The 26,937-nt window shown below is 56.9% G+C and carries 29 protein-coding genes and 1 tRNA gene; 22 read left to right on the forward strand and 8 right to left on the reverse strand.

What is annotated here, in order from left to right; translation table 11 throughout:
* Positions 1-42: 42 nt before the first annotated feature.
* Together BAR1_RS02580 and BAR1_RS02585 are read right to left on the reverse strand one after the other, a co-directional pair.
* Positions 43-828 carry an SseB family protein gene (locus BAR1_RS02580; protein WP_118941566.1) on the reverse strand — a complete coding sequence of 262 codons (786 nt, stop codon included), beginning with the start codon at positions 826-828 and terminating at the stop codon, positions 43-45.
* Entirely contained in the window at positions 821-1,414 is a 594-nt protein-coding gene (locus BAR1_RS02585) for a uracil-DNA glycosylase family protein (RefSeq protein ID WP_118941567.1), read from the reverse strand. The genes BAR1_RS02580 and BAR1_RS02585 overlap by 8 nt, the downstream gene beginning before the upstream one ends.
* 93 nt (positions 1,415-1,507) lie before the next feature.
* Between BAR1_RS02585 and BAR1_RS02590 the strand changes: the two genes are divergently transcribed.
* The 17 genes from BAR1_RS02590 to BAR1_RS02670 all read left to right on the forward strand — a co-directional run bounded on the left by BAR1_RS02590 (position 1,508) and on the right by BAR1_RS02670 (position 16,168).
* The gene (locus BAR1_RS02590; RefSeq protein ID WP_118941568.1) at positions 1,508-1,852 is read left to right on the forward strand and encodes an ArsR/SmtB family transcription factor; all 345 of its coding nucleotides are present in this window, start codon (positions 1,508-1,510) and stop codon (positions 1,850-1,852) included.
* Entirely contained in the window at positions 1,845-2,894 is a 1,050-nt protein-coding gene (locus BAR1_RS02595; protein WP_228408695.1) for a permease, read from the forward strand. The genes BAR1_RS02590 and BAR1_RS02595 overlap by 8 nt, the downstream gene beginning before the upstream one ends.
* An 88-nt stretch (positions 2,895-2,982) precedes the next feature.
* Positions 2,983-3,465 carry a Na+/H+ antiporter subunit E gene (locus BAR1_RS02600; protein WP_228408697.1) on the forward strand — a complete coding sequence of 161 codons (483 nt, stop codon included), beginning with the start codon at positions 2,983-2,985 and terminating at the stop codon, positions 3,463-3,465.
* Complete coding sequence (locus BAR1_RS02605; RefSeq protein ID WP_118941570.1) at positions 3,465-3,758, forward strand: monovalent cation/H+ antiporter complex subunit F; 294 nt, start codon at positions 3,465-3,467, stop codon at positions 3,756-3,758. The genes BAR1_RS02600 and BAR1_RS02605 overlap by 1 nt, the downstream gene beginning before the upstream one ends.
* Complete coding sequence (gene mnhG / locus BAR1_RS02610) at positions 3,755-4,123, forward strand: monovalent cation/H(+) antiporter subunit G (RefSeq protein WP_118941571.1); 369 nt, start codon at positions 3,755-3,757, stop codon at positions 4,121-4,123. The genes BAR1_RS02605 and mnhG overlap by 4 nt, the downstream gene beginning before the upstream one ends.
* Positions 4,116-4,682, forward strand: a complete 567-nt coding sequence (locus tag BAR1_RS02615; RefSeq protein WP_118941572.1) for a DUF4040 domain-containing protein — start codon at positions 4,116-4,118, stop codon at positions 4,680-4,682. Before mnhG ends, BAR1_RS02615 begins: the two co-directional genes overlap by 8 nt.
* Positions 4,682-5,122, forward strand: a complete 441-nt coding sequence (locus tag BAR1_RS02620; protein ID WP_194295016.1) for a Na(+)/H(+) antiporter subunit B — start codon at positions 4,682-4,684, stop codon at positions 5,120-5,122. Before BAR1_RS02615 ends, BAR1_RS02620 begins: the two co-directional genes overlap by 1 nt.
* Positions 5,122-5,550, forward strand: a complete 429-nt coding sequence (locus tag BAR1_RS02625; RefSeq protein ID WP_162891650.1) for a cation:proton antiporter subunit C — start codon at positions 5,122-5,124, stop codon at positions 5,548-5,550. The genes BAR1_RS02620 and BAR1_RS02625 overlap by 1 nt, the downstream gene beginning before the upstream one ends.
* Entirely contained in the window at positions 5,551-7,086 is a 1,536-nt protein-coding gene (locus tag BAR1_RS02630) for a monovalent cation/H+ antiporter subunit D family protein (protein ID WP_118941575.1), read from the forward strand. It begins immediately after the preceding gene.
* On the forward strand, positions 7,076-8,542 hold the full coding sequence (locus BAR1_RS02635; protein WP_228408698.1) for a proton-conducting transporter transmembrane domain-containing protein: 1,467 nt from the start codon (positions 7,076-7,078) through the stop codon (positions 8,540-8,542). The genes BAR1_RS02630 and BAR1_RS02635 overlap by 11 nt, the downstream gene beginning before the upstream one ends.
* Positions 8,543-8,677: 135 nt before the next feature.
* The gene (locus BAR1_RS02640; RefSeq protein WP_118941576.1) at positions 8,678-9,022 is read left to right on the forward strand and encodes a hypothetical protein; all 345 of its coding nucleotides are present in this window, start codon (positions 8,678-8,680) and stop codon (positions 9,020-9,022) included.
* On the forward strand, positions 9,015-10,712 hold the full coding sequence (locus tag BAR1_RS02645; RefSeq protein WP_194295017.1) for a Na(+)/H(+) antiporter subunit D: 1,698 nt from the start codon (positions 9,015-9,017) through the stop codon (positions 10,710-10,712). The genes BAR1_RS02640 and BAR1_RS02645 overlap by 8 nt, the downstream gene beginning before the upstream one ends.
* A 250-nt stretch (positions 10,713-10,962) precedes the next feature.
* Positions 10,963-11,616: an ABC transporter ATP-binding protein gene (locus BAR1_RS02650; protein WP_118941578.1), complete on the forward strand. Its 654-nt coding sequence runs from the start codon at positions 10,963-10,965 to the stop codon at positions 11,614-11,616.
* Positions 11,600-13,153: a capsule biosynthesis protein gene (locus BAR1_RS02655; protein ID WP_118941579.1), complete on the forward strand. Its 1,554-nt coding sequence runs from the start codon at positions 11,600-11,602 to the stop codon at positions 13,151-13,153. The genes BAR1_RS02650 and BAR1_RS02655 overlap by 17 nt, the downstream gene beginning before the upstream one ends.
* Positions 13,154-13,241: 88 nt before the next feature.
* Positions 13,242-14,681, forward strand: coding sequence for a phosphomannomutase/phosphoglucomutase (locus tag BAR1_RS02660; RefSeq protein WP_407681530.1), 1,440 nt, complete (start codon positions 13,242-13,244; stop codon positions 14,679-14,681).
* Between the two features lie 81 nt (positions 14,682-14,762).
* The gene (locus tag BAR1_RS02665) at positions 14,763-16,022 is read left to right on the forward strand and encodes a mechanosensitive ion channel domain-containing protein (RefSeq protein ID WP_118941581.1); all 1,260 of its coding nucleotides are present in this window, start codon (positions 14,763-14,765) and stop codon (positions 16,020-16,022) included.
* A gap of 71 nt (positions 16,023-16,093) precedes the next feature.
* A tRNA-Gln gene (locus BAR1_RS02670) sits at positions 16,094-16,168 on the forward strand.
* 9 nt (positions 16,169-16,177) lie between these two features.
* Here the strand turns inward: BAR1_RS02670 and BAR1_RS02675 are convergent.
* A complete protein-coding gene (locus BAR1_RS02675; RefSeq protein ID WP_118941582.1) occupies positions 16,178-17,560 on the reverse strand; it encodes an ATP-binding protein in 1,383 nt (460 codons plus the stop codon).
* Positions 17,557-18,219 (reverse strand): response regulator, encoded by a 663-nt coding sequence (locus BAR1_RS02680; protein WP_118941583.1) that lies wholly within the window; start codon positions 18,217-18,219, stop codon positions 17,557-17,559. The genes BAR1_RS02675 and BAR1_RS02680 overlap by 4 nt, the downstream gene beginning before the upstream one ends.
* A 146-nt stretch (positions 18,220-18,365) precedes the next feature.
* On the opposite strand from BAR1_RS02680, the gene BAR1_RS02685 reads away from it, so the two are divergent.
* The 5 genes from BAR1_RS02685 to BAR1_RS02705 all read left to right on the forward strand — a co-directional run bounded on the left by BAR1_RS02685 (position 18,366) and on the right by BAR1_RS02705 (position 23,250).
* Entirely contained in the window at positions 18,366-18,794 is a 429-nt protein-coding gene (locus BAR1_RS02685; protein WP_118941584.1) for a PepSY domain-containing protein, read from the forward strand.
* Positions 18,791-19,414, forward strand: coding sequence for a cytochrome b/b6 domain-containing protein (locus BAR1_RS02690; protein ID WP_118941585.1), 624 nt, complete (start codon positions 18,791-18,793; stop codon positions 19,412-19,414). Before BAR1_RS02685 ends, BAR1_RS02690 begins: the two co-directional genes overlap by 4 nt.
* 189 nt (positions 19,415-19,603) lie before the next feature.
* Positions 19,604-20,071 carry a DUF2271 domain-containing protein gene (locus BAR1_RS02695; RefSeq protein ID WP_118941586.1) on the forward strand — a complete coding sequence of 156 codons (468 nt, stop codon included), beginning with the start codon at positions 19,604-19,606 and terminating at the stop codon, positions 20,069-20,071.
* Between the two features lie 31 nt (positions 20,072-20,102).
* Entirely contained in the window at positions 20,103-22,313 is a 2,211-nt protein-coding gene (locus BAR1_RS02700; protein WP_118941587.1) for a PepSY domain-containing protein, read from the forward strand.
* Positions 22,303-23,250 carry an FAD:protein FMN transferase gene (locus BAR1_RS02705; RefSeq protein WP_228408700.1) on the forward strand — a complete coding sequence of 316 codons (948 nt, stop codon included), beginning with the start codon at positions 22,303-22,305 and terminating at the stop codon, positions 23,248-23,250. The genes BAR1_RS02700 and BAR1_RS02705 overlap by 11 nt, the downstream gene beginning before the upstream one ends.
* Before the next feature lie 43 nt (positions 23,251-23,293).
* Here BAR1_RS02705 and BAR1_RS02710 read toward each other — a convergent pair whose 3' ends face one another.
* Genes BAR1_RS02710 through BAR1_RS02725 form a run of 4 tightly spaced genes read right to left on the reverse strand, consistent with a single transcriptional unit; the run spans position 23,294 to position 26,935 of the window.
* Positions 23,294-24,430 (reverse strand): ABC transporter permease, encoded by a 1,137-nt coding sequence (locus BAR1_RS02710; RefSeq protein WP_118941588.1) that lies wholly within the window; start codon positions 24,428-24,430, stop codon positions 23,294-23,296.
* Positions 24,427-25,344, reverse strand: a complete 918-nt coding sequence (locus tag BAR1_RS02715; protein WP_118941589.1) for an ABC transporter ATP-binding protein — start codon at positions 25,342-25,344, stop codon at positions 24,427-24,429. Before BAR1_RS02715 ends, BAR1_RS02710 begins: the two co-directional genes overlap by 4 nt.
* Positions 25,341-26,291, reverse strand: a complete 951-nt coding sequence (locus BAR1_RS02720; protein WP_118941590.1) for an HlyD family secretion protein — start codon at positions 26,289-26,291, stop codon at positions 25,341-25,343. Before BAR1_RS02720 ends, BAR1_RS02715 begins: the two co-directional genes overlap by 4 nt.
* Positions 26,288-26,935, reverse strand: coding sequence for a CerR family C-terminal domain-containing protein (locus BAR1_RS02725; protein ID WP_118941591.1), 648 nt, complete (start codon positions 26,933-26,935; stop codon positions 26,288-26,290). Before BAR1_RS02725 ends, BAR1_RS02720 begins: the two co-directional genes overlap by 4 nt.
* Positions 26,936-26,937 lie beyond the last annotated feature (2 nt).

The following is a 26,937-nucleotide window of genomic DNA, read 5'->3' on the forward strand; positions in this document are numbered from 1 at the left end:
TTAAAGAAAACAGATCGATATCTTTGCAAGATTTAGGGGCCGTTATCGCAGGATCGGCGGGTTTTCCGGATCGCGCCCGGGGGCTGCGGGGCTGTGGGCGGCCGGTTTCTTTTCCGGCAGATCAAACCGTAAACCGGTTTTCTGCAAGGTGGCAATCAACGGGTCATCCCCTGCAATAAAGGTCACATCCAGCGGGGTTGCAAAGCCGCTGAAACTGACGGCCTCGCTGACCGCTTTGGCCAGGGCGATCTCGGCTTCCGGCAGGGCGTCGATAATCGCCAGCATGTGCCCGCTGTTGCCGCCCTCGTATTCCACAGCCACAAGATAGGCGGTTTTGGCCAGACCGGCGGCGATGGCCAGCTTGCTGTCCAGTGCGGCCAGCAAGGTTTCGGAGATGCCCGAGGGGGTGGAAAAACCGACGGGTCTGGCCTGAATTTCATCCGGTGCTTCATCCAGTATTTCACCCAGCCACGCCATTGCATCCGCCGGTATCAGGATTGACGATGGCGCCACGCCAGGATTGACCGCCAACCCGATCCCTTGCCCCGACAGCATCTTTGCTGCCACACGTCCCGACAGGGTGGCGTGATGGGCCGTGGCTTTGACAAATTCAGCCAACCGTTCCTCGCGATCGAACACCAGCAGATATTTTGCCCCGTCCACCTCGAACACCTCGGGTTTGATGGTATCGCCCTGTGCCTCGGCTTCCAGCAGCAGGAATAATTCGCTATCTGCCAGCCGTTCAAAGAACCGCAGGCGCCGGGCTGTGTCTTCGGGGGCAGCTTGCATTGCCGCATGGGCGGTATCTAGCGGGGTTGGGTCAGTCATCCAGAACCTCTTTTACACGGGTTTTCAGCGCCGGTAGCAGATCGGTTGTAAACCACGGATTTTTCCTGATCCAGCCTGTATTGCGCCAGGACGGATGGGGCAAGGGGAATAGATCGGGCGCATGGTCGCGCCAGCCCTGAACGGTGCGTGTCACCCCGCCGCTGGCGGCTTTGCCCAGATGCCATTTCTGGGCGTATCCGCCAACCAGCAGGGTCAGGCGGACCTGTGTCAGATGGCGGATAAGGTCATCGCGCCATGTCTCGGCGCAGAGTTTGGGCGGCGGCAGGTCTGACCCTTTGGCATCATACCCCGGAAAGCAAAAGCCCATCGGCGCAAAGGCGAATTTCTGCAGGTCGTAGAAGGTGCGGCTATCCACCCCCAGCCAATCGCGCAAACGATCACCCGAGGGATCATCAAACGGTTTGCCCGAGTCATGTACCCGTGCGCCCGGCGCCTGTCCGGCAATCAGGATACGGGCCTGCGGATCCAGCCAGATAACGGGACGTGGCTGATGGGCTGTGGCCGTGGCCGCAAAGCGGACGGCGCAAAGGCGGCAGGCTTGTAGGCGGGCAATAAACTGATCCATTTAATATGGTTCCATTCGATGAAATTACCCCAAGGTTTTCTAAGTTGCAATTTAGGCTTGCTTATGTTTCTATATTTTTAGTAACATAGAAATATGGAACAAAAAAATATCACCCCTTTAAGCATTGAGCGCGCCGCATCAACATTTGCCGCCCTTGGTTCAGAGCAACGGCTAACAGTGCTAAACATTCTGGTTAGAGCTGGAGACGCTGGAATTTCCATTGGCACGCTTGGAAAACGCAGTGGCATCACAGGGTCGACCCTTACACATCATTTGAAAATCCTGACTCAAGCGGGCTTGGTACAGCAAACAAAACGCGGACGATCAATTATCTGCGCCGCTGTTGCCTATGATCAGATCAATACTCTTTCACAGTATCTGCTGTCCGAATGTTGTGCCGATTGTGCCTTGGAAAGCGGGGATCCTGAAATTGACTGATCATACGCATAGCTATAGCCGCAAAGACGCCGGACCCCCGCTATGGAAACGAATAGACAAAGCGTGGGTGGTAATACTGTTAATCCCGATATTGCTGGTAATTTTTGACAGACCGCAATTGTTCCCAACAGTAATATTTGCAGCACAAGCAATATTGAAAACTGGAGTCTTTATCGTATTTGCTGTGCTTGCCGTTGGTTATCTAAAGGCAACCGGGGCAGAAACATTGCTGGCGCGCGCTTTTGAGGGGCGCGAAGTAAGGATGATATTGATGGCCGCGCTACTGGGCGGGTTGTCACCGTTTTGCTCCTGCGAGGTAATCCCATTTATCGCCGTGCTATTGGCCGTTGGCGCGCCATTGTCTGCCGTCATGGCGTTTTGGTTGTCCTCTCCGATAATGGATCCGGCAATGTTTCTAATTACGTCAGGCACATTAGGGTTTGATTTTGCCATCGCCAAAACGATTGCCGCAGTCGGAGTTGGATTGCTAGGCGGGTTTACCGTGAAAATCTTTGCCAAAAGCATGGTTTTTTCCAACCCTCTTCGTCCTACGGAGGCACAGCCGGAATGTGGTTGCGGCAGCCAGGCCACAGCATTCAGCGGTAAGCCCGAGTGGGCTTTCTGGCATGATGCCAAGCGGCGTAGGATATTCCGCACAACCGTAATCGAAAATGCGTTGTTCTTAGGTAAATGGCTGTTATTGGCCTATCTTTTCGAAGCATTGATGATTCGCTATGTGCCCGCAGAGATGATTGCATCTATTTTGGGCGGAGATGGTATAGCGCCCATTTTGCTGGGTGCCCTATTGGGCGGTCCCGCATATTTGAATGGCTATGCTGCTGTGCCTTTGATGGATGCCTTGCTTGATCAGGGGATGAGTAACGGTGCCGCAATGTCATTTGTCATCGCAGGCGGTATCAGCAGCATTCCCGCAGCAATTGCTGTCTGGGCCTTGGTCAAACCACGCGTTTTTTATGCCTATATTGCGACTGCAATGACCGGTGCTGTTATTGCGGGAATGTTGTGGAACATCGTTGCCTAATTGATTGCGCCGACCCATCGCTTATACTATCTGTAGCGAACCGGCCCCGCATGTCCGATCGAGGGTGGGACAACAAAGGGGGATATGGGTGCGAACCATTGGCATAGCGATTGTTTTCTTCGCCCTTTGGCTGTTGATGTCCGGTATTTTCGAACCTTTCATCATCGGGTTGGGCGTGGCTTCAGTGCTGTTGACGCTATTCATCACCAGCCGGATGGACGCACAGGATGGCGATCGGGTCAAACTGCTGCTGGCCCCGGTGAAATACGCCAAATATCTGGCTTGGTTAATGCTGGAAATCGCCCGTGCCAACTGGGCTGTGACCAAGATTATACTGGCCCGCGATATGCCGATCCGCCAGCATCTGTTCAAAACGCCCTACACCCAGAAAACCGATGTCGGGCAGGTGATCTTTGCCAATTCGATCACCCTGACACCGGGCACCATCACGGTTGAAACCGAGGACGGGCATTTTCTGGTACATGCCGTTTCCTGGTCCGAAGACGACCCCGACGCGCTGGCCGATATGGACGCGCGGATTACGGCCTGCGAAACCGCAGGGGGCGCGTGATGTTTGTTTTTGCCATCTTCGCGCTGTTTATTGCCATGGTGCTGGTTCTGGTGCGCCTATACGCCGGTCCGACGCTGTATGATCGCGTGTTGGCGGTCAATTCCTTCGGCACCCATACAGTGCTGTTCATCGGGGTGATCGGGTTTCTGACCGGCCGGCCCGATTTTCTGGATATCGCACTGCTTTATGCGCTGATCAATTTCGTTGGCACCATCGCGATCCTGAAATATTTCCGCTACCGTGCCATCGGGGATGTCCACCAGCGCCCCACAGATCGGGAGATCGGGCATTGAGCGCGCTGGAGATCATCATCAACCTGCTAAGCTGGTTCTTTATCGTTTCGGGATCGGTCTTTGTGGTAATCGGCGCGGTCGGCACTATTCGGTTCCCCGATTTCTGGTCGCGGCTGCATGCGGCCTCGATCACCGATAGCGCGGGGATGATCCTGCTGGTAATCGGCATGTGCCTGCAAGCGGGGCCAACGCTGGTCACTGTGAAACTGCTGATCATCGGGGTGTTCCTGTTTATCACCGGCCCGACCTCGACCCACGCTGTGGCCAACGCCGCCCTTGTCACCGGTCTGCGCCCGCCCGAGGGCGAAGGGCTGAGTGGGGCCGAGCCGGAACCATTGAAACTGGAAGGGGAAGGCGATGCTTGATCTGTTCATCGACCTGTCCCTGTTCACCATGCTGGTGGCCACCGCTTTCGCCATCGTAAAAATGCGCCGCCTGTTTGGTGTGACCATGATGGCGGGCGTGTTCAGCCTGTTGTCGGCCATGCTGCTGGTCACACTGGATGCGGTCGATGTGGCCTTTACCGAGGCCGCTGTCGGCGCGGGTATTTCAACCGTTCTGATGCTGTCGACCCTGACCCTGACATCGCGGATCGAAAAGAAGCCGGTCCACACCCCGTGGATCCCGCTGCTGGTGGTCACTGTCACAGGTGCCGCAATCATTTACGGCACGCTGGATATGCCGAATTTTGGTGATGCCAATGCCCCTGCACAGGTCGGCGTGGCCGCGCAATATATGGAGCGCGGCCCCGAGGATATGGATATCCCCAATGTCGTGACCTATATTCTGGCCAGCTATCGCGGCTATGACACGATGGGCGAAACCGCTGTGGTTTTCACCGCCGGTGTCGGGGTGCTGATGCTGATTTCCGGATTGCGCCGTCGTCGCCGCAAGCACGCCAAGGATGAAAGGGAGGTTAGCTGATGCACCACCACCTGATCCTGCGTGTTGTTACCAAAATGCTGGTCGCTCCGATCATCCTGTTTGCGCTTTATGTGCAGTTCCATGGTGATTTTTCACCCGGTGGCGGGTTTCAGGCGGGTGTGATCATGGCCGTTGGATTTATCCTATATGGTATCGTTTACGGCATGGAAAATGTGCAGGCGGTTTTGCCTGCATGGCTGGCGCACAAAATGATGGCGCTGGGGGTTCTGATCTATGCCGGCACCGGTGTAGTGGCGCTGTTTCTGGGCTATGACTTTCTGGATTACGGATCCTTTTCACCGCAGCACCCGTCCCACGGCCAACACTGGGGAATTTTTGCGGTGGAATTCGGGGTGCTGGTGACAGTGACCGGCGTTATGATCTCGATCTACTATGCCTTTGCGTCCCGCCGCCCCGCCATCAGTGACGAGGAATGGTGATGCCGACGCTTGAATTCATTCTTGGCCATATGAATTACTGGCTGTTCACCGTTCTGATGATGACCGGCCTGTATATCGTTGTGGCCAAAGGCAACCTGATCAAGAAAATCGTCGGGCTGAACCTGTTTCAATCGGCGGTATTCATGTTCTACATTTCGCTTGGCAAGGTCACCGGCGGCACTGCGCCGATTTTCCCGCTGGATATGCAGATTGACCCCGAAACGGTTTACACCAACCCGTTGCCACATGTGCTGATCCTGACGGCAATTGTGGTCGGCATTGCCACCACGTCACTGGGTCTGGCGCTGATTGTGCGTATCCGCGAGGAGTATGACACCATCGAAGAGGACGAAATTCTGGCGATCGAAACCGAGCTGGTCCGCAAGGAAAACCGGACCCACGGCGAATCCATGGGGGGGCGTGCCTAGATGTCGGCCGAAGCCCTGCACACAGCGCGCACCCTGTCGGACCATTTGCCAATTCTGGTGGTGCTGGTGCCGTTTCTGGCCGCACCCCTGACCGTGCTGATCGGTTCGCGCCGTCTGGCGTGGCCGATTGCCTTTTGCGCGGCGCTGGCTTCGTTCATTATTTCGGTGTTGTTATTATTACGGGTGCTGGACAGCGGCGTGATTTCCTATGCCATAGGTGGCTGGTTGCCGCCGCTTGGTATCGAATACCGGATTGATGCGGCCAATGCGTTTGTGTTGTTGCTGGTGTCTGCCATCGGCACCATCGTGCTGCCCTACACGATCCAGAGCATCAAAAACGAAATCACCCCGCGGCATCAGACCCTATTCTACACCATGTATCTGCTGTGTTTCACTGGTCTGCTGGGGGTGGTGGTGACAGGGGATGCGTTCAACGTGTTCGTGTTCCTCGAAATTTCGTCCCTGTCGACCTATGTGCTGGTCGCAATGGGGTCACGCACGGACAAACGCGCGCTGACAGCGGCCTATGATTACCTGATCATGGGCACCATCGGCGCTACGTTTTTCGTGATCGGCATCGGCTTTCTATATGCCGCCACCGGCACCCTGAACATGGCTGATATTGCCCGCTATATTCAGGAGCACGGCACCAACCGCACGCTGGAAACCGCCTTTGCCTTTATTGTGGTCGGCATGGGGCTGAAGGCCGCTGTTTACCCGCTGCACCTGTGGCTGCCAAACGCCTATACCTATGCGCCCTCGGCGGTGACATCTTTCCTTGCCGCCACCGCCACCAAAGTTGCCATCTATGTGCTGCTGCGGTTTATGTTCACCATTTTCCAGCCGGATTTCCTGTTTGAAATGCACGCCGTTCGGTGGGTGATGATGCCGCTGGCGATCCTTGCGATGTTCGCCGCCTCGCTGATTGCCGTGTTCCAGAGCGATTTCAAGCGCATGCTGGCCTATTCCAGCATCGCCCAGATCGGTTACATCCTGCTGGGCATCGGCATGTTGTCGACCACGGGCCTGACCGCCGCCATTGTGCATCTGTTCAACCACGGTATCACAAAGGCGGCCCTGTTCATGGGCGTTGGCGCGCTGGTGCTGCGGTCGGGCGGTTCATTCTATGCCAAAATCGAAGGCATGGGAAAAGCGATGCCGTTCACAAGTTTCGCCATCGTCATTGCCGGCCTTTCGCTGATCGGGGTGCCGGGCACTGCCGGTTTCATCAGCAAATGGGTGCTGGTGCAGGCCGCGATTGAACAGGGCTACTGGCCGCTGGCACTGGCGATTGTCGGATCAAGCCTGCTTGCGATTATCTATGTTTGGAGGGTGATCGAAACCCTATACATGAAACAACCCGCCGAGGGCTGGACACGGCAAGAGGCGCCGCTGACCATGCTGGTGCCGCTGTGGATTATGGCCGGGGCAACCGTGTGGTTCGGTGTTGATACCGACCTGACGATGACAGCGGCCCGCGCAGCCGCCGACGGTCTGTTGCACGGGTTTATGGGGGGCGTCGCCAGTGGAAACTAATACCGCCATCCTGCTGACCATGCTGATCCCCGCTGCGGCCTCGATCGGCAACCTGCTGCTGCGCAACCACGCGAACCTGCGCGACAGCATGACCCTGGGTGCTGCTGCGGCCACCTTTGCCACGGTGCTAGTGATCCTGTCCAATGTGGGTAACGGAACGACCGAGGCCTTCAGCCTGCTGACCGTTTTCCCCGGCCTTGATATCGCGTTTAACGTCGAGCCGCTGGGCCTGATGTTTGCCATCATCGCGTCCGGTCTGTGGATCCTGACGCATATCTACGGCGTCGGCTATATGCGCGGCAATAACGAAGACAACCACACCCGTTTCTTTGCCAGCTTCTCGCTGGCCATCGGTGCTGTGATGGGGCTGGCGTTTTCGGCCAATATGTTCACGCTGTTCCTGTTCTATGAAATGCTGACCCTGTCCACCTATCCGCTGGTCGCCCACAAAGGCACACCCGAAGCCATTAGCGGCGCACGCACCTATCTGGGCATCCTGATGGGCACCTCGATTGGCTTGCTGCTGGTCGCGGTGATCTGGACCTACACCATCACCGGCACGCTGGACTTTACCCAAGGCGGCATCCTGCGCGGCCACATCGCCGGACCGATGGTGGCACTGCTGTTGGGGCTGTATGCGTTTGGCATCGGCAAGGCGGCACTGATGCCCTTCCACCGCTGGCTGCCCGCCGCGATGGTGGCCCCCACACCGGTCAGCGCCCTGTTGCACGCGGTTGCGGTGGTCAAGGCGGGCGTGTTCACCATGCTGAAGGTCGGCATCTACATCTTCGGCATCGATTTTCTGGCCGAAACGGGGGCTTCCGAATGGCTGATGTGGGTGGCGGCCTATACTATTATCGCGGCCTCGATCGTGGCGATGACCAAGGACAACCTGAAGGCGCGGCTGGCCTATTCCACCATCAGCCAACTGTCCTACATCACCCTTGGCATGGCGCTGGCCACATCCATGGGGGCGCTGGGCGGCGGGATGCATATTGCCATGCACGCGATGGGCAAGATCACTTTGTTCATGTGTGCCGGATCAATCTATGTTGCAACGCATAAAACTAACATCAGCCAGATGAACGGCCTTGGACGGATCATGCCGATCACCTATGGCGCGTTCCTGATCGGGGCATTGTCGATCATCGGCCTGCCACCGCTGGGCGGATCGTGGAGCAAATGGCTGTTGATCGTCGGTGCGGCGGACGCAGGCCAACAGGTGATGATCGCGGTGCTGATGCTGAGTTCCCTGTTGAACGTGGCCTATCTGCTGTCGATCGTCGGCAAAGGGTTCTTTTGGCCTGCAAAAGCGGGCGAGGCCACTGTGATCAGGGAATCCCCGACATTGGTCTGGCTGCCGCCAGCCATCACCGCGTTTGGCTGTTTGCTGCTGTTTTTCTATGCCACCGACATCAGGGATTTCCTGATGCCGATTGTGGGAGGGATGCGGTGAATTCGCTGACTGTAATATCCGCGCTACGCAGTCCCGCACCTGATGCGGGACCTTCCCCGTTGCAGGCAAAGAGGTCCCGTATCAGGTGCGGGACTGCGCGTCTTATCTCCTTTACCACTGCGGCAGGAGGCTGTCATGTCAGACCCTAAAGACAACCCCGATACCTACCCCGCCCTTGGCCGGATGCTGCTGTGGGTTGATAAACCGGGCAGTGCGACCAAGATTTTTTGGGCGCTGGCCGTGGTTTGCGGGTTGTTGTTTCTGGTTGATTTCACCTACGAGAAACATGGCTATTTCCATATCGAGGACCTGCCGGGGTTTTTCGGCTTTTACGGGTTTATCATGTTTACGGGCCTGATCCTTGCTGCCAAAGGTTTGCGCGTGCTGATCAAACGGCCCGAGGATTACTACGGCGACAAGGCCGTGGACCGCGAGGAATATCCCGAAGCGGAACTGGAAAAGGTCGATTATGATGCTTGACCAGATCCCCACCGCTTACCTGTTCTTTGCCGCCGCCATTGTGCTGCTGGCACTGCCCAAAGGCCGGCTGCGGGCGGGGTTGTTGCTGATTGTGCCGGTGATTGCCGCATGGCAAGTCTGGAGTATGCCGCTGGGGATGCATTATGCGGTGCCGCTGTTCGGGTTCGAACTGGAATTGATGCGGGTCGATAAACTGGCCCGCGTGTTCGGGCTGATCTTTAGTCTGGCGGCGTTTCTGGGCAACCTATACGCATGGCATGTGCGCGATACGGTGCAGCAGGTGGCGGCACTGCTTTATGCCGGTTCGGCCATCGGCGCGGTGTTTGCCGGTGATCTGATCACGCTGTTTTTCTATTGGGAAGGCACGGCGATTGCCTCGGTTTTCCTGATCTGGGCGCGGCGAACAGAAGGGGCGTTCCATACGGGGATGCGCTATTTGATTATCCAGATCGGATCAGGCGTGATCCTGCTGGCCGGTGTGGCGCTGGTATACCGCGACACGGGGTCGATTGTGTTTGAAACCATGACGCTGGGGTCGCTTGGCACATGGCTGATCTTTCTGTCGTTCGGAATCAAGGCCGCCTTTCCGTTACTGCACAACTGGTTGCAGGACAGCTATCCGGCGGCGACGATCACAGGCACGGTGATCCTGTCGGCCTTTACCACAAAGCTGGCGATTTATGCATTGGCACGCGGGTTCGCGGGCACCGAAATCCTGATCTATATCGGCGTGGTGATGGCCGTATTCCCGATCTTCTTTGCCGAGATCGAAAACGACCTGCGCCGCGTGCTGGCCTATAGCCTGAACAACCAGTTGGGGTTCATGGTGGTGGGCATCGGCATCGGGTCAGAAATGGCGCTGAACGGCACAGCGGCGCACGCATTCGCGCATATCCTGTACAAGGCGCTGTTGTTCATGTCGGTCGGGGCGGTGATGTATCGCACCGGCACGTCCAAAGCCTCCGAATTGGGCGGGCTATATCGCACCATGCCCAAAACCGCGATGTTCTGTCTGGTGGGGGCGGCTTCGATTTCGGCCTTTCCGCTGTTTTCCGGCTTTGTCACCAAATCCATCATTCTGGACGAAGCGGCGTCCGGCGGGATGATCATCGTCTGGCTGGCGCTGGTGTTTGCCTCGGCCGGTGTTTTGTCCCACTCAGGCATCAAGATCCCCTTCTTCATGTTCTTTGCCCATGACAGCGGCAAACGGCCAAAAGAGGCGCCAACGCATATGTTGCTGGCAATGGGGCTAACAGCCGCGCTGTGCATTGCCATCGGCGTTTATCCCGCCCCCCTATATGCCCTGCTGCCGTTCGAGGTGGATTTCACCCCCTACACCACCAGCCACGTTGTCGGCCAGTTGCAATTGCTGCTGTTCGCTCTGCTGGCCTTTGGCATATTGATGCGCACCGGCATCCATCCGCCGGAAGTGCGGGCAATCAATCTGGATACGGACTGGAGTTATCGCTGGCTGCTGCCCCGCATCATCCGCAAGGTTGCCGCTGTGGTAAGCGGTGTCTGGACGGGCACATTGGGTTTCCTCGTACGACGAGTAAAGGATATTATCGCAGGGCTATACCATTCGCACGGCCCCGAAGGGCGCATGGCAAGTACATGGCCCACCGGGTCAATGGTGATCTGGATATCGGTTCTGCTGGGCGCGACTTTGATTGTCAGTTTCTTTAGCTGAACGGGCTGTTTTCTTAAAAAGAAAACAGACGAAATCTTGCGCAGATTTCGGGTGCGTCCGGCCAAGCGTGAAATCTGTCGCTGAAACTGGTGCAATCCGGCAAAAAATGCAACAAATCCGGCGTATTTCCCCTGTTGCTGTTGGAATTTCGGGAATACTCCCGACATAACAGATGAATAGGCCGTGCAGAAGAAATTAACAAAAACCTGTTAGAACGCACGGTGCCAATGGATGCTATACCGGAGCATAAATGCTCGAATTTATAAATGTCAGCAAGTCCTTCTGGACCGGCAAACAGCGCAAGGTGATCCTTGATCGCGCATCTTTTCGTGTGGAGTTGGGTAATTCCATGGGAATTCTGGCCAAGAATGGCACCGGAAAAACAACGTTGATAAACATGGTTGCCGGGCTTGAAAAACCGGATGAAGGGCAAATCATAAAAAATTGCCGTGTTTCGTTCCCGCTGGGGTTTATGGGGGGGGTGATCAGCAAGCTGTCGGCGATGGAGAATTCACGCTATATAGCGCGGCTGTACGGGCTGGATCCAGACTATATTGAAGCGTTCTGTCGCTGGATGTGCGATCTGGATGAGTATTTCGACATGCCGGTAGGCACATATAGTCAGGGAATGCGATCCAGGTTCAGTTTTTCACTCATGCTGGCGCTGGATTTTGATCTATATCTTATTGACGAAGGGATGCCGTCGACAACCGACGCCGAATTCAATAAAAGGGCGGGTGATATTCTGCGTGAAAGGTTGGAAACCACAACTGTTCTGATTGTTTCGCACAAACCTGAAACGCTGGAGAAATATTGCCGTTCGGCGGCTGTCCTTCGGGAGGGCCAACTGCACATGTTTGATACTTTGGAAGAGGCAAAGCAACTTTATGACTATGAAGCCTAGAGCCAAAAAATACAGGATTCGCGGCAGTGGCCCCCTTAACGGTTCTTCTGGTGAAAAAGGGGAAGCGGGCAAGGGTGTTAGCGGTGAAGTCAGCGATGCCCGCGAAGTTTCTGTCGAGCAGGAGATACAGGAAATCCGAAAAGAGGGCCTGACCGGCCGCCAGTTGCGAATGGCCCGTAGGGTGGCGCAAAAACACGGGCTGAAGGCGACGTCGGATTTTGACGCTGTCAGACTGCTGCGCGCCAAAGGTGTTGATCCGTTCCAGCGCGGAAATGCGATCATCGCAACTGAAAACAATAGCGATGGGGCAGGGGGCAGGACCCAACTTCCCCAAACTGTACCGCTGGCAAAAACCAATTTGCCCTCAACCAATGTGGACACTGCTGGCGCGCGCGCCAAAGCCATATTGGAAGTTCAGCGTGATATTGCGCGACGTCGTCGGCGTAGACTGTTCCTGCTGTTTACGCGGCTGGCATTTTTTGTGCTGCTGCCGACAATTCTGGTTGGATATTACTTTTACAATATTGCCACGCCGATGTATTCGACGACATCTCAATTCGTCATTCAAAAAGCTGACTCGCAAGGCGGGAGCAAGATTGGCAGCCTGTTTGGCGGCACGGGATTGGCCACCTCGCAGGATTCTATTACCGTGCAAAGCTATCTTCAGTCACGGGACGCAATGTTGCGTCTGGATCGGGAATATGGCTTCAAGGCACATTTTTCACAGGACTGGATCGATCCGATCCAGCGGCTCGATCCTGACGCCACGAATGAACAGACTTACAGACTGTACAAACGCCATGTGATCCTAAGCTATGATCCGACAGAAGGCATTGTCAAAATGGAGGTGATTGCCGCTGATCCCGATACAAGTGTCCTATATTCAAATGCCCTGATTTCCTATGCAGAAGAGCAGGTGGATCATATGACATCCCGCATGCGCGACGACCAAATGAAAGGTGCAGAGGATAATTATTCGGAGGCCAAGGAACAGCTGGATATAGCGCAGGAAAAGGTCAATTCGTTGCAGGAAACCTTGCAAATAATCAACACCGAGGTCGAGGTTGCCCTGCTTACAAATAGCATAGCACTTCTGGAACAGGAATTGCTGCAAGCTGAACTTTCACTGGAAGAGCTACGATCCAACCCGCGTCCGAACCCGGCCAAACTGGCCCCTTTGGAACGCAAGGTTAATTCACTGAAAAGCAAGATTCAGGAAGTGCGCGGGAAACTTGTCTCCAATTCAGGCAATGATGTTTCCGTTGCACGTAGAACCAGCGAATTGCGCGGCGCCGAAAGAGAGGTGGAAACGCGCACCATGATGCTGGAAGCCGCCTTGCAGCAGTTGGAAAATTCCCGCGTCGAGGCAAACCGGCAAACCAGATATCTTTCAATGGGGGTTTCCCCGGTTAAGCCTGACGAAGCAGCATACCCGCGAAAATTCGAAAATACCTTATTGGCGCTTCTTATCTTTTCGGGTGCCTATCTTATGATTTCCCTGACGGCTTCGATCCTGCGGGAACAGGTTTCATCCTGAAGCCGATCTATTCAATAGCGAGATATACAAAGTGACAAAACCAAGACAGCAGGTCGCCGAGAACACCTGGGAATTCCTACGTGACGCAATGATCACACCAACCGGTTTTCGCGAGTATGACGCCCGCTGGAAATACCCCGAGGATATCAATCTGGCCGGCATCACAGCACTTGGCCTTGGCCTTGGCACCCAGATGCGCAATCGGGGGATCGAACCCGTCATTGCCGTTGGCAATGATTACCGCGACTATTCCCTGTCAATCAAAAACGCCCTGATGCTGGGGCTGATGCAGGCCGGCATCTATGTCAAAGACATCGGCCCGGCCTTGTCGCCGATGGCCTATTTCTCCCAGTTCCATCTGGATGCCCCTGCGGTGGCGATGGTCACGGCCAGCCATAATCCGAACGGATGGACCGGTGTTAAAATGGGCTTTGAACGCCCGTTGACCCACGGCCCCGACGAAATGGCCGAACTGCGCGATATCGTGATGAGTGGGCATGGCAAACCGCATGACGGCGGGCGCTATGAATTTGTTGACGGGGTGAAAGAAGCATACCTTGACGATCTGGTTGGTGATTTCAAAATGTCCCGTCCGCTCAAGGTGGTCTGTGCCACGGGCAACGGTACCGCCAGTGCCTTTGCGCCGGAACTGTTTGAACGTATTGGTGTCGAAGTGGTGCCGCTGCACAATGAACTGGACTACAGTTTTCCGCATTACAATCCGAACCCCGAAGCAATGGAAATGTTGCACGATATGGCGGCGGCGGTCACCGCCTCGGGGGCCGATCTGGCGCTGGGGTTCGATGGTGACGGGGACCGTTGCGGTGTGGTGGACGATACGGCCGAGGAAATTTTTGCGGACAAGGTGGGCGTGATCATGGCCCGCGATTTTGCGCGGCTTTACCCGAATTCCACCTTTGTGGCCGATGTGAAATCAACCGGACTTTATGCCTCGGATCCAGAGTTGCAGAAATACGGCGCCAAGGCCGATTACTGGAAAACCGGCCACAGCCATATGAAACGCCGGGTAAAGGAAATTGGTGCGCTGGCGGGGTTCGAGAAATCCGGCCACTACTTTCTGGCCGAACCGATTGGTCGTGGCTATGACTGCGGGCTGCGGGTAGCGGTGGAAATCTGCAAGCTGCTGGACCGCAACCCGGATAAATCCATGTCAGACCTGCGCCGCGCCCTGCCGCAAACATGGGCCACGCCCACCATGTCGCCCTATTGCGCCGATACCGAGAAATACGAGGTGCTGGAGCGGCTGGTGGCCAAGCTGGTGCAGCGGCACAAGGACGGTGGCAGCATCGCAGGGCGCAAGATTACACAGGTCGTCACGGTGAACGGCGCGCGGGTTATTCTGGACAACGGCGCATGGGGGCTGGTGCGGGCCTCGTCCAACACGCCAAATCTAGTGGTGGTCTGCGAAAGCCCCGAAAGCGACGTCGAGATGCGGGCGATCTTTGCCGATATTGACGCGGTGATCCGCACGGAACCTGCTGTCGGGGATTATGACCAGACATTTTGACAGGGTCAGGAATATCTGACTGGCATTGCAAATCCGGCGCGGCTAAGGTCGCGCCAGATTATAAACAAACGGATTGCCGCAATGCGCCTGATTAAAAGCCTGCTAATACTTCTTCTGTTGTCCTTTCCTGCCGTTGCACAGGATGGTGCCGCCCAGCCCACCGGCACTATCGAGGTTGAAGACAGCGCCCAGCAGGATGCCGCGATTGCTGTGCGCCTGCGTGACATCCTGAGTGAACTTGAAGGCTATGACGATGTAACCGTCACCGTTTCATCGGGTATTGTATCGCTGCGGGGCACGGCTCTGGATGGCGAGGCCATCACGCGACTGGGCGAGCTGGTCAGCCGGGTGGACGGTGTTGTCACCATCGAGAACGAGGTCACGGAAACCACCGATGTTGTCCAGCGCCTGAACCCCGCGATCGAGCGTTTCATCACCCGCATCAAACAGGCTGTTGCATTTATTCCCTTGGCTCTGGTCGCGTTGGTTGTTTTTGCACTGATCGTGTTTGCCGGCTTTGCCCTTGCCCGTCGCAAACAACTGTGGGACGGACTGGCCCCGAACGCCTTTATTGCCGATATTTACCGGCAGATCATACGGGTCGCGTCGATCATTGCTGCAGTCGTGGTGGCGCTGGATATTGTTGGCGCAACGGCGTTGTTATCAACCATTCTGGGGGCCGCCGGGATCATCGGTCTGGCCATCGGTTTTGCCGTGCGTGACACGGTGGAAAACTTTATCGCCTCGATCCTGCTGTCCATGCGCCAGCCGTTCCGCCCGAATGACCTGATCGAGATCGGCGGGGATGTCGGCAAGGTCATCCGTCTGACATCGCGGGCCACGATCCTGTTGTCACTGGATGGCAACCATATCCGTATCCCCAACGCCACTGTGTTCAAAAGCCGGATCATCAACTACACGCGCAATAAATCCCGACGGGTTACGTTTGACCAGACCGTCGATGCCGGAAAAGGATTGAAACAGCAACGCCGTGTGGTTCTGGAAACGGTCAAGGCTTTGCCTTTTGTGCTGGAAACCCCGTCCCCGAATGTATGGATTGAATCTGCGGATGCGGACAAGGCAACTTTGCGGGTATCCCTTTGGGTGGATCAGCGTGAATCAGATGTTTCCCTGGCCCGGGGCGAAGCCATACGAAAAGTAAGGGAAGCATTGCTGGAAGCCGCGAAAAAACCCACTGCTAGCGCAAAACGAAAGGCCGAAAAAGAGTCGATCGAAAATGTGGGCACCGAAGAAACAGCAGAACTGGAACGCATGATCGCGTCCGAACGCGGCGAAACCGAAGCAGGAGACCTGCTGAACAGGGACGCATTGGAAGAATAAATCGGGTTGAAAAATTTTTCTCATTTCAGGGCTTGAAGAGTCTCTCGGTCCATCGTATTTACCCGACAAGTTGGGACGTGGCCTAGTGGTAGGGCAACGCTTTTTGGTAGCGCAGATCGTAGGTTCGAATCCTACCGTCCCAGCCAACTCATCAATTATTGCTCTTTATCCCGGTATGAACCATCGGTGTCAGTTCCCAGATCGCTGAACGAGAGTTGCGGCAGATGCAGTATAACCTGAACCCCGTCGTTACGTCCTGTTGCAGGCGATGAAATATCCAATTTTCCGCCAATACCATTGGCAATAGTATTTACAATTGCCAATCCCAACCCACTGCCTTTGGCACTGCTATCGCCGCGGGCAAACCGCTGTGTCAAAACACCCAGAACCTCGGGCGCAACCACTGGGCCAGCGTTAACCACATACAATGTGCCATCCTGTTTCAATGTGACGTTGACAGGCGCATTTTCATCCCCGTGGCGCAGGGCGTTTTCCAGCAGGTTGCGGGTGGCAATGGCAAAGGCATCCGCATCTACCCGTGACATCACCGGTTCCGGCGGCAGGTCCAGCATCAGCCGGTTGCCGTTGTCGGCATGCGCCAGATCATCGGCCACCATCCGCAGCACCACCGCCAGATCATGCGGCGTATCGCTTAACAGATTGGCCCCTTCGGCCCGCGCCATCTGCATCAGCTTTTCCGACAGGCGGTTCAGACGCTTCAGCGAGGCCTCGATGTCATCTGCCCGCTTGCGTGTGCCCTCCTCGCCGGTTTCCGCGCCCAGACGTTGCGTCTGGGCCAATGCGGCGGCCACAGGGGTGCGCAACTCATGGGCCGCGTTGGCGGTAAAACTGCGTTCGGCCGCCAGCGTGCGTTGCAGGCGGGCCAGCAGGGCGTTGACCGCTTCGGCCACGGGGGTGATTTCGTCGGGCAGATCGCCCGTATCAACCGGCGTCAGGTCGTTGCCATCGCGGCTGGCCACCCCGGCCCGAAACCCGCGCAAGGGGCGCAGCATCAGGCGCACCAGCACCCAGATTCCGCCCAGTGTCAGCGGCAGCAGGATAAACAGCGGCAGACCCAGCGCCATCAGGGTTTCGCGCGAAACTTCGGCGCGGTGGTCCAGCGGTTCGGCAATGGCGATATTGAATTCATCGCCAAGGGCCGCGTCGTAATACAGCCGGTGGGTGGCTGTCTGGACAAAGCCGATTTCGGAATAGGGCGGGAAGTCGCGGATATCGGCGTCATGCGATCGCAACAGCACCCGTCCTGCTTTGTTACGCACCACATAGGTCAGGAATTCGTCGTGTTCGCGCAGGGTTGTGATCAGTTGTTCGGTGCCGTCATCCTCGCGTTCGAATATATCCTGAACGGCCAGCGGCAGGATGCGTTGGGCGGTTTCCTGAAGGGCGCTGTCAAACACCTCGTCGATTTCGCTGCGAATGGTGGCCGCGGTGATAAGCGATGTTACAACCCACAAAACCGCCACCCCCAGACCAATCGCCAGCGCCAGCCGCGCCTGAAGCGAGGACGGCAGCCTCATGCTGCCCCCCCTAACCGATACCCCATGCCGCGCACGGTTTCGATCGTGCCTTTGTCCAGCTTCTTGCGCAGGCGGCTGACATGCACCTCGATGGTGTTGCTCTCGACCTCGGTGTCAAAGGCATAGAGCCGTTCCTCGAGCTGGGCTTTGGACAATATCTGCCCCGGGCGCTGCACGAAGGCCTCGAACAGCACCCATTCGCGTGCGGTCAGCCTGACCGGCTTGCCGTTACGGCGCACCGATTTGGCGGCCAGATCAATTTCCAGATTGCCGATGGTAATCAAAGGGTTGGGGTTGCCGGAATAGCGCCGCGCAACAGCGGCCAGCCGCGCCGAAAGTTCGGACAGATCAAACGGTTTGACCATATAATCATCCGCCCCCGCATTCAGCCCCTCGATCCGGTCGCTGATCTGGTCCAGCGCGGTCAGGATGATCACCGGTGTGACATCGCCCCGCCCGCGCAATTCGCGCAAAAACGGCAGGCCCCGCCCGTCAGGCAGCATCAGATCCAGCAGTAGCAAATCATAGGCAGCACTGGCCAGATAGTCACTTGCCTCGTCCAGTCGGGTGACCCAATCGACGGAGTGGCCTTCGGCCTTGATCTGGTCGCGCACACCTGCGCCCAGCACCGTATCATCCTCGATCAATAAAACCCGCATCTGCTGTCCTGCCATGAATACTCTGCGCCCCTCTATCTTGCACAAAGCTGACAGCCACCTGAAGCAGAAAAGAATAAATCCTTCAGGTTGGCGTCAGGAATCGCGCGCATAAAGCAGGCAACTTAACCCGAAGCGGGAGATGGAAAATGAAAAAATCGCTAATGCTTGCCAGTGTTCTGGCCACCCTGTCGGTAGGCACCCTTGCCTATGCCGATGATGATGATTTCTATGTGCCTATGTCGCAATGGCAATCGCGCGATGCGGTGCGCAGCATGGCCGAGGCGCAAGGCTGGGAAGTGCGCCGTATCAAGATTGATGATGGTTGTTACGAGGTCAAAGGATATGACGCCTCGGGCCGGAAAATCGAAGCCAAGATTGATCCGGCCACTTTGGCCGTTATCGAAATGGAATACGAGGGCCGCAAACATCGCGAAGAAGATGAACATGAAGACGACGACGATGATGATGGCTCTCGCCGCAGCAATGGCGGCAACGCAGCCCCGATGACCCCATCCAATCCCCCCGATAACGGATTGTTCGCACCGGGTGGCAAGCCGAAGGTGATTATCCAATGATCAAGGTCTGGGATCCCTTGCAGCGGCTGTTCCACTGGGGCCTTGTCGCCAGCATCGCCATTGCATGGCTGACCAGTGAAGACGGCGAAGCCCTGCACGAATGGGCCGGTTACGCAGCCCTTGGCCTGATAGCTTTTCGTCTGGTCTGGGGTTTCATTGGCCCGCGCTATGCCCGTTTCAGCCAGTTCATTCGTGGCCCGAAAGCGGTGATCGACTATACCAGGGATATGCTGAACAAGCGCGAAAAGCGTTATATTGGGCACAATCCTTTGGGTGCTGTAATGGTGGTTGCCCTGTTGGCGACGACGGGGGCCACCGGTTTCACCGGCTGGCTGATGGTCGAGCCGGAGCGCATGGCCATGTTGCCCGAAATGCCGGCCTTTGTCACACCGGCCTTTGCCGATTCGGACGGGGACGAAGAGCGCGAATACGGTGGCTATGGCGAAGGCGACGAGGAAGCCATGGAGGAAATTCACGAGTTTTTCGCCAACCTGTTGCTGCTGCTGATTTTCCTGCATGTCGCCGGGGTGATCTATGCCAGCAGACGCCACAAGGAAAATCTGGCCCGCGCTATGATCACAGGCAAAAAGCTGGCTGCGGCACCTGACGATATTGCCTGACGACCCCCGTTCACTCACAGAACGTCCCCCGGCCCCGTCTCTTTCCCCACAAGAGCGGGGCCACTTTTTTGGGAAACCCGAATTTCCAAAGCTGACAGCAACCTGAAGCAGTTTTTTGCAACATGTCAGGTAAGGGTCAGGCGGGGGCGTCAAAACGAATGCAAGAAAACGAAATCTGGAGACTATGAAATGAAAACCCTACTGTCCGTTCTGGCCCTGACCACTGCAATCGCCGCACCTGTCGCTGTTGCCGCCAAACCCGTTACCTTTACCGCGCAGATGAAAAACTATCGCGGCCCCGGCGCCTATCTGGCGCTTTATGTCACCGACAAAAGCGGCGCCTACAAAGGCACCCTGTGGATGGCCGGTGGCAAATCGAAATATTACAAGCACCTTCCGGGCTGGCATCGTGCCACACGCGGCGATCTGGGGCAGGTGCGTGGGATCACAGGCGCCAGTGTTGGCGCGGGGCGCACGCTGAAAATCACCCTTGATCTGTCGGATGCACTGTTTGACGCGGGTTACAAGCTGCACGTTGACAGTTCCGTCGAGGACGGGCGCGATATGGCCAATGATGTGGTGATCCCGCTGACCAGTGCCAACGCAGGCAAACCGGCACGCGGCAAGCGTTACGTCAGCAGCTTTACCTTTAAATAATCCCCGATACCCCGTGATAAGGATACCCGTGATGCTGCGTTCTCTGCATAAATACGCCGGTCTGTTTGCCACTGTTCTGGTGCTGGTTCTGGCCATCAGCGGTGTAACCCTTTCGGTTATTCCCGCCTGGAACAAACTACAGGCCCCCGCCATGACCGAAACCAGCCTGAGCGTGGCCGATCTGGCGGCGCGGGTATCCGCAAACTATCCGGCGGTCGAGCAGATCAAACGCGCGCCTTCGGGTCGCATCACCGCCTATTACTTTGAAGGCGATGTTGCCGGTGCAGTGGTGGTTGATCCTGCCACCGGCAAGGGGGCTGCTGATTATGACACCTCGCCGGTTGTGCAATGGCTGACCAGCCTGCACCGCTCGCTGTTGCTGGGCGACGGGGGTCGTCTGACGGCAGCCGCCGGTGCACTGGCGATGCTGTTTTTGTCGATCTCGGGTCTGTTTCTGGTGGCGCGGCGCATGGGCGGCTGGCGGCAGTTCTTTGCCCGCACCCGTGGCCCGCTGGCCGGTCGGTTGCATGTGGAAATCGGACGTTTCACCGCAGCAGGTCTGATCCTTGCCTCGGTGACTTCGCTTTACATGGTGGCCAATACCTTCGAGGTTTTGCCACAGGAAAACACTACCCCCGATTTCCCTGCGCAAGTCAGCGGTGAAATGGGCCTGAACCCGGCCGATATGCCCGCCCTTGCCGCCATCCCGGTCAGTCAGATGCGCGATCTGACCTTTCCCTATGCCGATGACCCGACCGATGTTTACACAATCAGCACCGACAGTGGCGAAGGCTATGTCGACCAAGGCACCGGCGTTCTGCTGGCCTGGCAGTCGCTTGGCCCGTGGCAGCAGGTGTTCGAATTCATCTATATGCTGCACACCGGTCAGGGTGCGTGGTGGCTGGGACTGATCATGGGCCTGATGGTTCTGGGTGTGCCGGTGATGGCCACAACCGGCGTGATCATGTGGTGGGCCGCCCGCCGCGCCCGTCCGAAAATGCCCAAAGGCGTGGCCGCAAAACAGGCCGATACCGTGATCCTTGTTGGCTCGGAAGGGGGCAGCACATGGGGCTTTGCCGCCACGTTGCAAGATGCGCTGATGGCCAAGGGCCATTCGGTCCACGCCGCCCCGATGTCGCGGTTCGAGCCTGAAAAATACACATCCGCCAAACAGATCATCCTGTTGGCCGCCACCTATGGTGATGGCGCGGCCCCGTCCTCGGCCAAAGGGTTTATGGACAAGTTGATTGCGCTGAAAACCGCCCCTGCTGCCAGGTTGGCCGTTCTGGGTTTTGGCGACCGCCAGTTCCCCGCCTATTGCGCCTTTGCACAGCAAGCGGTTGAACAGGCAGAAGAAAAAGGTTGGGATCAACTGATCCCGATGGATACGGTCGATCAGCAATCGCCACAGGATTTCGCCCGCTGGGGTGCGGCGCTGGGTCAGGCGCTGGGCCATGAACTGGCGCTGGTGCATGAACCGGTACAGCCCAAAACCCGCCAATTGACCCTGATTTCCCGCCGTGAATATGGCCAGGAGGTGCAGGCCCCCACCGCGATCCTGCGCTTTGCCTTGCCCCGTACGTCCCTGCTGGACCGTCTGCGTGGCCGTGGCTGGAAACGGTTCGAGGCCGGTGATCTGCTGGGCATCCTGCCCCAAGGATCGGACATCGCCCGGCTTTATTCTCTGGCCAGCGGCACCGGTGACGGTTTTGTCGAGATTTGCGTGAAGAAACACGCGCATGGACTGTGTTCGGGGCAGTTGCTGGATTTGCAAATCGGTGACAGCATCACCGCTTTCATCCGCCCCAACCCCGATTTCCGCCCCGCCCGCAACAAAAAGCCGGTGATCCTGATCGGGGCCGGCACCGGTATCGGCCCGCTGGCCGGCTTTGCTCGCGCCAACACCAGACAGCGCCCGATGCACCTGTATTTCGGCATCCGCCACGAAGCATCCGACCTGTTCTATGGCGAGGAAATGCCCGCATGGCAGGACGCTGGCCATCTGGAAACGGTGAACATCGCCGCCTCGCGCACAGAACAACGCGCCTATGTGCAGGACATCCTGCGCCGTGACGCTGCCAGAATTGCCGCCCTGATTGAGGGTGGCGCGCAGATTCTGGTCTGTGGCGGGCGGGAAATGGCCGCCGGTGTGACACAGGCCCTGCACGATGTGCTTGCCCCGCATGGTCTGTGTCCGATCGAATTGAAAGCCCAGGGAAGATACGTCGAAGATGTCTATTGAACTGATCCGTATCAAAATGGCTGGCCCTGTGATGGGCACCCGCTGGACCGCCGATCTGGGCCTGCCCGAAGGGATTGATCCGGCTGCCGTTGAAACCGCGCTGGCCGATGCGGTGGCGCAGGTGGATGCGCAGATGTCCACATGGAAAGCGGACAGCGACCTGATGCGCCTGAACGCGGCACCGGTCGGGGAATGGGTGGCGGTTCCGCCCGAACTGATGCAGGTGCTGTCGCGCGGGCTGGAGATCGGACAGGCCCCGGACGGGGCGTTTGACATCGGGCTGGGGGATCTGGTTTCGGCCTGGGGCTTTGGTGCCGATAACGCCGACGAAGCCACAATCCGTGCCAATCTGGGCCGACCCCGCCAGCCCACGCACGAGGTGCTGGAACTGGATGAACAGGGCCTTCGCGCCCGCAAACTGGCCCCGTTGGCGCTGGATCTGTCCGGCATCGCCAAAGGATACGGCGTGGACCGGATGATGCGGGTTTGCGGTGATTTCAACATCCCCTCGGCCCTTGTGGCACTGGACGGGGAATTGCGGGCCAAGGGCGTGCAACCCGACAGCACCCCGTGGTCCGTTGTGATCGAAAAACCGGCCTATGACGCCCGCCTGCCGCTGTCGATGCTGGAATTGCAGGATGCGGCCGTGGCCACCTCGGGCGATTACCGCCACTGGGTTGAGGTGGATGGCATGCGGCTTTCGCACACGATGGACCACCGCATGGGTGGACCGACACTTCCCGGCATTGCCGGTGTCACGGTGGTGGCCGCAGACGGAATGACGGCGGACGCAATGGCCACCGCCATTCTGGTGCTGGGGGTGTCCGACGGGCGTGCATTTGCCCAAAAGCGCGGTGTGGATTGCCTGATACTGGAACGCGCTGGCAGCGAATTGCGCCAGCACGGTGTCGGGCCGTTATTTGATGTTGATGCATAACATTTGCCAGGGGCTGTTTTTCCCGAATGGTAAGTGACGGCTTCTAATCCAGTGTCCGGCGGAACCGTAAAAGCGCCAGTAGGCCGAAACCGAATGTGAACAGCAGCATTGCGGCCATGGGCGTGCCGACCGCTTCCAGATTGGCCCCCTTAAGCATCACCGCGCGTATAATGCGCAGGAAATGGGTTAAGGGAAACATCTCGCCGATGTATTGTGCCCAGACGGGCATGCCGCGGAACGGGAACATAAAGCCGGACAACAACAGGGATGGCAGGAAGTAAAAGAACGTTAACTGCATGGCCTGCATCTGGGTCGTTGCAAAGGTCGAGAACGCATATCCCAACAAAACCAGCGCAAAGACAAAGATGAAAATGCCGACAAGCAATAGTGTCATCGACCCAACGAATGGAACCCCGAACAACAGCTTTGCAGCCAACAAAACCACGACCACCTGTACCGATCCGACAATCAGAAACGGGATCACCTTGCCCAGCATGATTTCCAGCGGATTGGCGGGCATCGCCAGCAGGTTTTCCATAGTGCCGCGTTCGATTTCCCGTGTCAGGGCCATTGATGTCATCATCACCATAGTCATTTGCAGGATCACCCCCAGCAGGCCGGGCACGATGTTATATTGGGTGATACCTTCGGGATTATATCGTCGATGCACCACCACTTCCAATTGGCGCGCCGCCTGATCAGCGGCCTTCACATCGGCCCCCAATTCACGCGTCAATGCCTGCGCCGCAACCGTGCCAAGGGTTGAAATTGCACCCGAGGCCACAGCAGGATCGGTTGCATCCGCCTCGATCAAAATCTGCGGTCGATCACCTTTCAGCACCCTGCGGGTGAAATCCGAAGGGATGGTCACGACAAAGGAAACGGTGCCGTTTTCAATCAGCTTCTCGGCCTCGACCTGACTGTCGACAACATGGTTGAAACGGTAATAACCGGTGATCTCCAACGCCGAAACCATGGCCCGGGTGAACCTGTCCTGGCTACTGGTTACCAAAGCAGCAGGAAGCTCTTTTGGATCGTTGTTGATGGCGAAGCCGAACAGGACCAACTGCATCAGGGGCACGCCCAACATCATTGCAAATGTTATCCGGTCGCGCCGCATCTGGATCAATTCCTTGATCAGCAATGCAGCCAGACGGGTGAACGAAAACCAGCCCCTCATGTCATGTTATCCTTTGATTTCGACATGAACTGGATGAACACATCTTCCAGACTGGTTTCCCCTTGATGCGATGTCACTTGCAGCCCCGTCACCGCCGCTTTGACCGCTTTCTTCAGGGCGACCCCGTCCTGCCCGACAATATGCAGCGTATTGCCGAACGGGGCGATCTGATCAACGCCTTGTTTGCCGTTTAGCCTTATGGCGACCTGATGCACATCTGCGCCTTCAACAACCATGGTGGTTAAGGCCGCATTATTGACAACGTCGTGAACGGTGCCGCTGGCCAATAATCTGCCATAGGAAATGTAGTTTATGCGATGGCATCTTTCGGCCTCGTCCATGTAGTGGGTTGAAACCAGAACGGTCACCCCGTCTGCCGCCAGCGCATGGATTTCATCCCAGAACTCGCGCCGCGCTTTGGGGTCAACACCTGCTGTGGGTTCATCCAGCAATAACAATTTGGGTTTGTGCATGATGCAGGCAGCCAGGGCCAAACGCTGCTTCCACCCGCCCGACAACCTGCCGGCCAGTTGTGCACGCCGTGCAGACAGGCCCAGATTTTCCAGTGTATCACGCACCACTTGCCGCGCCGGTTTCAACTGGTACAGGCGCGCAACAAACATCAGGTTTTCCTCGATCGACATGTCCTCGTAAAACGAGAACCGCTGGGTCATATAGCCGACCTCGCGTTTGATCTTTAGCTGGTCGCGGTGCAGATCCATGCCCAGTACCGTGCCCCCGCCCGCATCCGGTGTCAGCAAGCCGCACATGACACGGATGGTGGTGGTTTTGCCGGATCCGTTCGGCCCCAGAAACCCTGAAATCTCGCCTTGTTCAACGGCTATGGAAACATTATCGACGACGGTTTTGCCGCCGTAACGTTTGACCAGCCCGTGAACGTCGATGGCTTTCATTCCGCCGCCTCGATCAAATCGACGTTGACGATCTGGCCCGGCTTCAGGGTGCCATCTCCTTTAAGGCGGGCTTCTAGCAGGTAGACCAGTTTTTGCCGGTTTTCGAGCGAATAGATTACAGGCGGCGTATATTCCGGCCCCGCTGAAATATAGCTGACTGTCGCTGTTATGCCCTTTGCGCAACCGTCACACTCTACCGCCAGTGCCGTGCCCAGCTGGATCTCGGAAAGATAGCTTTCGGCCACATACAGACGCAGTTTGATTGCCCCGTTTGGCAAGACCAACAATACGGGGGCTTGCGGTCCGGCCGTTTCGCCAGCGCTGCGAATAATGTCAATTATTGTGCCATCCCTGCTGGCCACCATGGTGCGTTTTGATAAACGCCAAAGCGCGTTCTCCAATGATGCCTGTGCCTGCGCGACGCTGGCTTTTGCCGCGGCAATTGCGTCTTTGCGGGCGGGCAGTTTCGCAACGGCAAGGTTTGCCTCCAACTCGGCAACATGGGCGTCGGACACCTCGCTTTGGGTCTTTGCCAGATCATATTTCGATTGCGAAATTGCCCCGCGGCGCACCAAATCCGCCTGCCGTTCCAGTTCGCGCTTTGCTTCTGCGGCCTGTGCTTTGGCCGACCGCAAGGATGCCTCGATTACAGCAATTTCCTCGGGCCGCCGCCCTTGCGAGATATCCGCCAGTTTGCTTTTGGCCAGCGCCAACGCTGCCTGTGCCTGAGACACGGCAATTTCCGCATCGCGACGTTCAAGAACGACCAGTTCCTGCCCCGCGCCGATTATATCCCCGCGTTTTACTGTAACCTCGGATATCTGGGCAATTTCGATCGGGGCCAGCAAAATATATTCACCTTCAACATATCCGGTTGCCAGCGGGAACGGGGCCAAACAGGCAGACAAAAGCGAATTTACCAGAGGGATGGAACATAGGAAGCTCATTGGATTGATCCTTTTCTTGCGACATCCAGTGTTGCCCGCAGGTTAGTCCGGATTACGTTCTGTATGGCGCACACTTCTGTCTGTTCAACGCTATTCCAGCCCATACGCCGGCGCACAATTTCCTGACCGACCCTGAAGTATATGACCTGTCCGACCAGTGAAAAAACTGTCAGCATAACATCAGAGCTGCTTGCATTCTGACCGGTTGCTTTGGCCCAAAGCAGACACACGGATTCATGAACAGGGGCAATGAATTTTGGGAAAACAAGGTCAAGGACCTCACTTACCTGCGCCACCTCTTTTAACATGAACTGAGCCATTTCCTTACCCTGCGGCTGCTCTAGTAAAATGTGAACAAATTCCGAAAGAACCTGTTCCAGCTTTGATGCGGCGTCTTCGGGGGACATGTCGTCAATCTTTTCCAAACCGGAAACTGCCATTGCCAGATGTTCGGCTATATGTTCGGCACAGGCCAATCGCAGGCCCTTCTTGCCACCGAAATAGTATGAAATCGCCGAAATATTTGCGCCCGCAGCCTGTGCGACCTGTCGGGTTGATGTGGCATCATACCCGAATTCCCCAAACAAACGCACCCCCGCGTCGATGAGGGCAAGTCGTGTTGATCCGCGGGATTGATTGCTCATTG

The organism is Profundibacter amoris (assembly GCF_003544895.1).
Taxonomy (GTDB): domain Bacteria; phylum Pseudomonadota; class Alphaproteobacteria; order Rhodobacterales; family Rhodobacteraceae; genus Profundibacter; species Profundibacter amoris.